General features: G+C 45.1%; 8 protein-coding genes. 1 reads left to right on the forward strand and 7 read right to left on the reverse strand.

The features are described from left to right. Nucleotides 1–23 precede the first annotated feature (23 nt). From PSF42_RS01375 to flgB, 7 genes are read right to left on the reverse strand one after another with little or no spacing between them, the layout of a single operon-like run. Nucleotides 24–806: a flagellar basal body L-ring protein FlgH gene (locus tag PSF42_RS01375; protein ID WP_375373117.1), complete on the reverse strand. Its 783-nt coding sequence runs from the start codon at nucleotides 804–806 to the stop codon at nucleotides 24–26. A 59-nt stretch (nucleotides 807–865) separates the two neighbouring features. Next, complete coding sequence (flgG, locus tag PSF42_RS01380; RefSeq protein WP_166266893.1) at nucleotides 866–1648, reverse strand: flagellar basal-body rod protein FlgG; 783 nt, start codon at nucleotides 1646–1648, stop codon at nucleotides 866–868. Nucleotides 1649–1666: 18 nt separating this feature from the next. Continuing rightward, nucleotides 1667–2422: a flagellar basal body rod protein FlgF gene (locus PSF42_RS01385; protein ID WP_125890809.1), complete on the reverse strand. Its 756-nt coding sequence runs from the start codon at nucleotides 2420–2422 to the stop codon at nucleotides 1667–1669. A 15-nt stretch (nucleotides 2423–2437) separates the two neighbouring features. Further along, the gene (gene flgE, locus PSF42_RS01390) at nucleotides 2438–3697 is read right to left on the reverse strand and encodes a flagellar hook protein FlgE (protein ID WP_102139597.1); all 1260 of its coding nucleotides are present in this window, start codon (nucleotides 3695–3697) and stop codon (nucleotides 2438–2440) included. Nucleotides 3698–3724: 27 nt separating this feature from the next. Then, on the reverse strand, nucleotides 3725–4582 hold the full coding sequence (locus tag PSF42_RS01395; protein ID WP_248468170.1) for a flagellar hook assembly protein FlgD: 858 nt from the start codon (nucleotides 4580–4582) through the stop codon (nucleotides 3725–3727). A gap of 12 nt (nucleotides 4583–4594) precedes the next feature. Beyond that, a complete protein-coding gene (flgC, locus tag PSF42_RS01400; protein WP_004909868.1) occupies nucleotides 4595–4999 on the reverse strand; it encodes a flagellar basal body rod protein FlgC in 405 nt (134 codons plus the stop codon). Nucleotides 5000–5004: 5 nt separating this feature from the next. Beyond that, a complete protein-coding gene (gene flgB, locus PSF42_RS01405; RefSeq protein WP_125890807.1) occupies nucleotides 5005–5418 on the reverse strand; it encodes a flagellar basal body rod protein FlgB in 414 nt (137 codons plus the stop codon). A 238-nt stretch (nucleotides 5419–5656) separates the two neighbouring features. Here flgB and flgA point away from each other — a divergent pair, with 238 nt between their 5' ends. Continuing rightward, the gene (flgA, locus tag PSF42_RS01410; RefSeq protein WP_213914125.1) at nucleotides 5657–6295 is read left to right on the forward strand and encodes a flagellar basal body P-ring formation chaperone FlgA; all 639 of its coding nucleotides are present in this window, start codon (nucleotides 5657–5659) and stop codon (nucleotides 6293–6295) included. Nucleotides 6296–6324: the final 29 nt, after the last annotated feature.

A 6324-nucleotide genomic window follows, 5' to 3' on the forward strand; every position in this document is an offset into this window, starting at 1 on the left:
GCTGTTTTCTCGCTAATGTTTAATTAATAAGGGGAAACATTTAAGAAAAAGCGTTGTAGCCATCCCATGTTTTGCGATTCGTTAATATAGCCGTCACCCACATATTCAATACGTGCATCTGCGACTTGTGTCGAACTCACATGATTGTCTGAACCGATAGTGCGGGGATTAACCACTCCTGAAAAACGAATCGACTCCGTGCCTTGGTTTATCGCAATACGTTTCTCACCAACCACATGTAAGTTACCGTTCGCCAATAATTGGTCTACAGTGACAGTGATCGTCCCTTTAAAGGTGTTATTGGCATTGGCACCGCCTTTGCCACTAAAATCACTGTTACCTTTAATATCTAATTCTGTGTTTTTACCGCCAATCCACCCTTGCATAAAACCTGGTAATATCGCGGCTAAGAAACCTGTTTTTCCACTACGATTCGCATTCGCAGAGGAGTTTTTGCTCGCACTCACGTTTTCTTGTAAGTTGATGGTTAAAATATCGCCAACATTACGAGGGCGCCTGTCTTCAAACAATGGTTGATAACCATAGTAAGCGGGTTGAGCGCTTTGAAATATCGAGCCATTCGGTGCAGGGGCTGTTGGTGCTGTTGGAATTGCCGTGGTTTGGGTGTCCACTAATGGACGCGATTTGATTTGTGCACAACCGCTGGTAACTAAGACCAAAATGGCAAGTAACCCTGCCTGTTTAGGCGTTATGAAACGCGTTAACAACGCTGCTTTTTGCTGTTGAGAAATCGTGCCGCTTTCAATCATCATGTTACTCTTTTGCTGCTGTGTACGTTTTATCATCACGAAGAGATCCCTCTCACAGATAACTCATCACTATCGCAATGAGTTATTTTTACCAATTACAATTGCGTTAAGCGCTGCAACATTTGGTCAGAAGCGGATACCGCCTTACTGTTGATTTCATAAGCACGTTGAGTTTGGATCATGTTGACCAACTCTTCGGCCACATTGACGTTAGAGGTTTCTAACATATGTTGATAAAGTAAACCGGCGCCATTGGTACCCGGTGCACTTTCATTTGGTGCACCCGAACTGGCGGTTTCCATATACAGGTTTTCACCCATACTTTCTAAACCAGCATCATTAATGAAGGTGGTTAATGTAATTTGGCCAACTTGCTGCGGTTGAGTATCTCCATACACAGTGACAGATACCGTGCCGTCACGCGCAATCGTCAAACTGTTAGCGTTATCGGGGATCATAATCGCTGGGACAATTTGGTAACCACTGGATGTCACTAATTGGCCATCTTGATTACGTTGTAATGCCCCATCTCGCGTATAGGCATCCGTACCATCCGGCATTTGCACATGGATAAAACCTTGGCCTTTAATCGCGATATCTGTCGTTGTTCCGGTTTTATTTAATGCGCCTTGTGCATGAATACGCATTGTGGCAACCGGGCGTGACCCCGTTCCCATTTGCAAACCCGATGGTAACGAAGTTTGTTCTGAACTCATGGCTCCCGGTTGGCGAATGTTTTGGTACATTAAATCTTCAAAAACAGCGCGTTGGCGCTTGAAACCATTGGTACTAACGTTGGCTAAGTTATTCGAAATAACATCAAGGTTAGTTTGTTGAGCATCAAGCCCTGTTTTAGCAATCCATAATGAGCGGATCATAATAATTCCTTACTGTATTTAGCTAACAGCGAGCAGTTGGTTCGCCCGTTGTGCATTTTCATCAGCACTTCGGACAACTTTCATTTGCATTTCAAAGTGCCTTGCATTGGCAATCATGGAAACCATCGCTTCTGCGGCGTTGACATTACTGCCTTCAATCACCCCCGCAGTGACAATTCCTCGTTCACTTTGCGGCAAAACATTGCCATTTGCCGCTTGCCCTTGTGGTGATAAATGAAACAAACCGTCCTCACCTCGGATCAAGTCTTGAGGCTGTGCCTCAACCACTTTCAAACGCCCGATTTGCCCTAACATCGTTGGCGGGTCAGTGGCTAACAGCGCAGTAACTGTCCCGTCTGCACCAATGGTTAATTCTGCATTTGGCGGAACGTTAATTGGCCCGCCATCACCTTGTAAGCGACGCTCGCCAATGACAAGTTCACCTTCACTAGACACTTGAATATTACCGTTACGGGTATAAGCTTCTGTGCCATCGGCTAACTCAACAGCCAAAAAATGCTTATCATTCAACGCAACATCGGTTTGCTTACCCGTATAATTGAGTGGCCCTTGGCTCATATCCGCACCGGGGGTAGTAGCGACCACCAGCGTTCTGGTTTGCTCACTGTCACCATTCACGGGGACTGCACGCATTGCGGACAATTGTGCTTTAAAGCCCGCAGTTGACACATTGGCAATGTTATTTGAAACAATCGCTTGGTTTTCCAGCGCATGACGCGCTCCTCCCATCGCGGTATAAATGACGTGATCCATGGCCACCCTCTTGTTTTATCGTAAGTTAACCAGCGTCTGTAACATCTGATCTTGTGTCTTGATGGTTTGCGCGTTTGATTGGTAATTACGCTGCATCACAATCATGCTAATTAACTCTTGGCTCATATCCACGTTAGAAGACTCCAACGCACCGCTGGTTAATTTACCGAACTGGCCGACACCCGGAACGCCGTCCATCGGGTTACCTGACGCATTGGAAGAGGCCCAAACGTTGCCACCTTGGGATACCAGACCATTTGGGTTTGCGAAAGCGGATAATGCCACCTGGCCAACCACGCGTTTTTGTTGGTTAGAATAGTTAGCGGTAATTAAACCGTTATCTTCAATTTTAAAGGTGGTGTATTCACCGGCTGGATAGCCATTCACATCAATGGCACTAACGGAAGATTCACTGACTTTTTGTTGGCGAGTTTTGTTTAGGTCAACGCGAAGAACACCATCATTTGCGCCATTTAGCCCTTTATAATTAAAATCAAAAGTGGCATCTGTCGGTGCTGACAAACGCCCGTTACCATCAAAAATTAATTTATTATGAACAACAACGGTATCGTCTACATCCTCAGTATTGATTAATTGCGTTGCAACTTTGTCATTCGCATCTTTGGCATACACTTTCCATTCATTATCCGCACTTTTTACAAAGTACACGGAGATTTCATGCGTGTTACCTTGGCTATCATACGCCGTCATAGTCGTGCTGAAATTGTAAGTTGCTGAATCATCGGGATTGTTTACATCGAAAGGTTTATCTTTGATTTTATCTTCTGAGTTCAGGTTAATGGTTAATTTCGCTAATTCCGACGCTTTTGCATCCATCATATCCGTTGGAATATTCAAACCAGCAGGAACACCACCACTTTGAATGGTAACATTGCCTTTTTCATCAACACTCGCGGGGTAACCTGTGACTACCATCCCTTGGTTATTGACTAAATTACCGCTTTTATCGCGTAAGAATTGGCCATCACGACTGTAGTAAGTGTCACCGTTTTGGTCTTGCACACGGAAAAAACCATTACCTGAGATGGCAACGTCTGTCGCTCTATCCGTACGCGTGATTGGGCCATCTTTAAAATTTTGGGTCACTGCGGCCACGTTGACACCTAAGCCAACGCCTGAACCTGCAAACATATCGGCAAATGAGGTCGTCGCGCCTTTAAAACCATTTGTTGCGGAGTTGGCAATATTATTACCAATTGAATCAAGCCCCGCTGAGGCTGCATTTAAGCCACTGACTGCTTGTGAAAAAGACATATTTTCTCCATGAGTATTGGGGGTAAATTAAGAAGATGGATAAACCTTGAAAATGCTGCTCAGCGGGACACTTTGCCCAATGCCAACATCAAGTAATGGTGCGTCAGAGCCTGGGGTCACACCGTTAACACGGGTATACCCCAGTTTGGTCACTTCGATTTCAGCCCCCGAACTGACGGCTTTCACATCAAAGTAATATTTTCCTGTTGTATCCGTGACCAAGTTGCCGTTGTTATCACGACCATCCCACGCCATATCATAGATATCGGGTTTAACTTCCGTATCATAGGTAATGGTTCGCACAACCATTCGGTTTTTATCGCGAATAGTAATTTCAACGTTGTCCGCCAATTTCGGTAAAAAGAAACCAAACGGCGAGGAAATATATTCAGATTGCGGCGCTTCAGCGCCCTCTTCACCTTCAATCGCATCTTTGTTGCTAAGCCCAAACGTTGAAGGACTATTTGGGCTGATGCCTTCGTCTGGAAGCGGGTTTGATGGCTTAGTGACCGAGCTGTCTTCGCCGGTACTCTCTTTCTTGAGAGGCGCTAAAATAATTTCATTGCGCGGAATAAGCACTCCTTTTCCGACAAGCTGAGTGGCTTGTAATGACTGACCTGAACCAATTTGTTGAGAAATGCCACTCACGCTATCGCTGAGTTTATTCATACTTTCAAGCGTGGCAATTTGTGCCAATTGACTGGTTAAATCCGTATTTTCCATTGGTTTTGTTGGGTCTTGGTTTTGCATCTGCGTGACAATCATTTTTAAAAAAGTGTCGCGCATATCGTCACTTTGACTTTTCTTTGGCACATTGCTCGCAGCTGGCTCAGGACCGGCTGTCGTATTATCCAAAGAGTCGTACATTGTGGCTGCAATTCCCATGAAAACGCTCCCTTACTGGCCTATTGTGAGTGTCTTTTGCAGCAAGGTTTTTGCTGTATTCATCACTTCTAAGTTAGCTTGATAGCTACGGGAGGCTGAAATGGTATTGATCATTTCACCAACCATGTCGACATTTGGCATTTGCACATAGCCTTTTTCATTCGCTGACGGGTGACCCGGCTTATATTCCATTCGGGGTGGCGTTGGGTCTTCGATCAGTTCACTCACACGCACGCCCCCCACTTCGTGGCGCCCTTGCGGTGCCATTTGAAAAACAACTTGTTTTGCACGATATGGCTGGCCATCTGGCCCTGCAATACTTTCTGCGTTTGCCATATTGCTCGCACTGACATTCAAGCGTTGAGATTGCGCGGTCAATGCCGATGCAGAGATATCAAAAATACTCAGTAAAGCCATGAAGGTTACCCTTGCTGTAAGACAGCCAGCATACTTTTGACGCGGCTATTGATGAATGTAAGGTCGGCCTGATATTTCAGGGTGTTATCTGCGAATTGGCTGCGTTCAATATCCATATCTACCGTATTACCATCCATTGAGGTTTGGTAAGGCACGCGATATTTCAGGTCAATATTGGGCGTTTTGATCCCCCGCCCTTCAATATGCCCTTTTGAAGTCACCGCGAGCGTCACGCCTTTTCCCCCTACCACACCTTTATCCATGGCTTGTTGAAGTTGACGATTAAAGTCAATATCACGTGCTTGGTAGCCGGGAGTGTCGGCATTAGCAATGTTTGAAGCTAATACGGTCTGCCTTGCTTCGCGTATTGACAAAGCCTGTTGCTGGAAAGCAAACGTGGCGTTTAATTTATCAATCATAGTGGGCCTCAATGGAAATAACGCGATCCTTGGATTTGGGCGTTCGCGAGTAAAAATTAAAATTCGACCCGCATATCTTAGCGGCCTACTAAAAAATCTAATGGCGAGATAAAGGCAAAATAATTGACCTATTTGGCTCATTCATTATTACGGAGCTGCGTAAACTGCAATCGTGAAAAAGTTTGTTTGTTGGGGGGAAGACAACGGGATGTATTACGCTAAAAAAATGCCATTATATATGGCAATCAGTTTGTTAGGGCTTACTCCAGCGCTTTCTCAAGCGTCGTTACCCCAAGATATTAACCATTATTTTCACCAAATTCATGGCAAGAAAACGCACATTTCAATAGAAATTAAAACCCCAATTGAGCGTTGGCCGACTTGTGAGCACCCTCAAATCAACCCACCGATTGGTGGACGCAATATGGGAAATGTTTCCCTCCCCGTACAATGTGGCAAGAAAAAACAGTTTATTCAGCTAACGGTGAATGTGACAGGCCAGTATTACGTGGCCACACGTAATATAACTAGAGGGGAATCCATACAGTTTGTTGATATCGGAACCAAAAAGGGCTTATTACATAAGCTACCTGCAGGTGCGAGCACCGATAAAATCGCACTTCGCGGAGCGATTGCCTTGCGTAATATTCCTGCCGGACAAACATTCACAAAATCAATGACGCGGCAGCCATGGGCAATAAAAGCGGGGCAAACGGTATTTGTGTTCGCCAATGGTGATAATTTTTCAGTGAAATATGAGGGCCGTGCGATTAATAATGCCACGGCTGGCCAAAATACCCGAGTGCGCTTATTAAATGGGCAAGTGGTGAATGGGGAAGCGCTCGAAAATGGCAGTGTTCAAGTGGCATTAAAATAAAGATTGGCCGATGAACATACATAAGTCTA

Origin of the sequence: Providencia sp. PROV032, assembly GCF_028484875.1 — a bacterium.
GTDB lineage: Bacteria > Pseudomonadota > Gammaproteobacteria > Enterobacterales > Enterobacteriaceae > Providencia > Providencia rettgeri_E.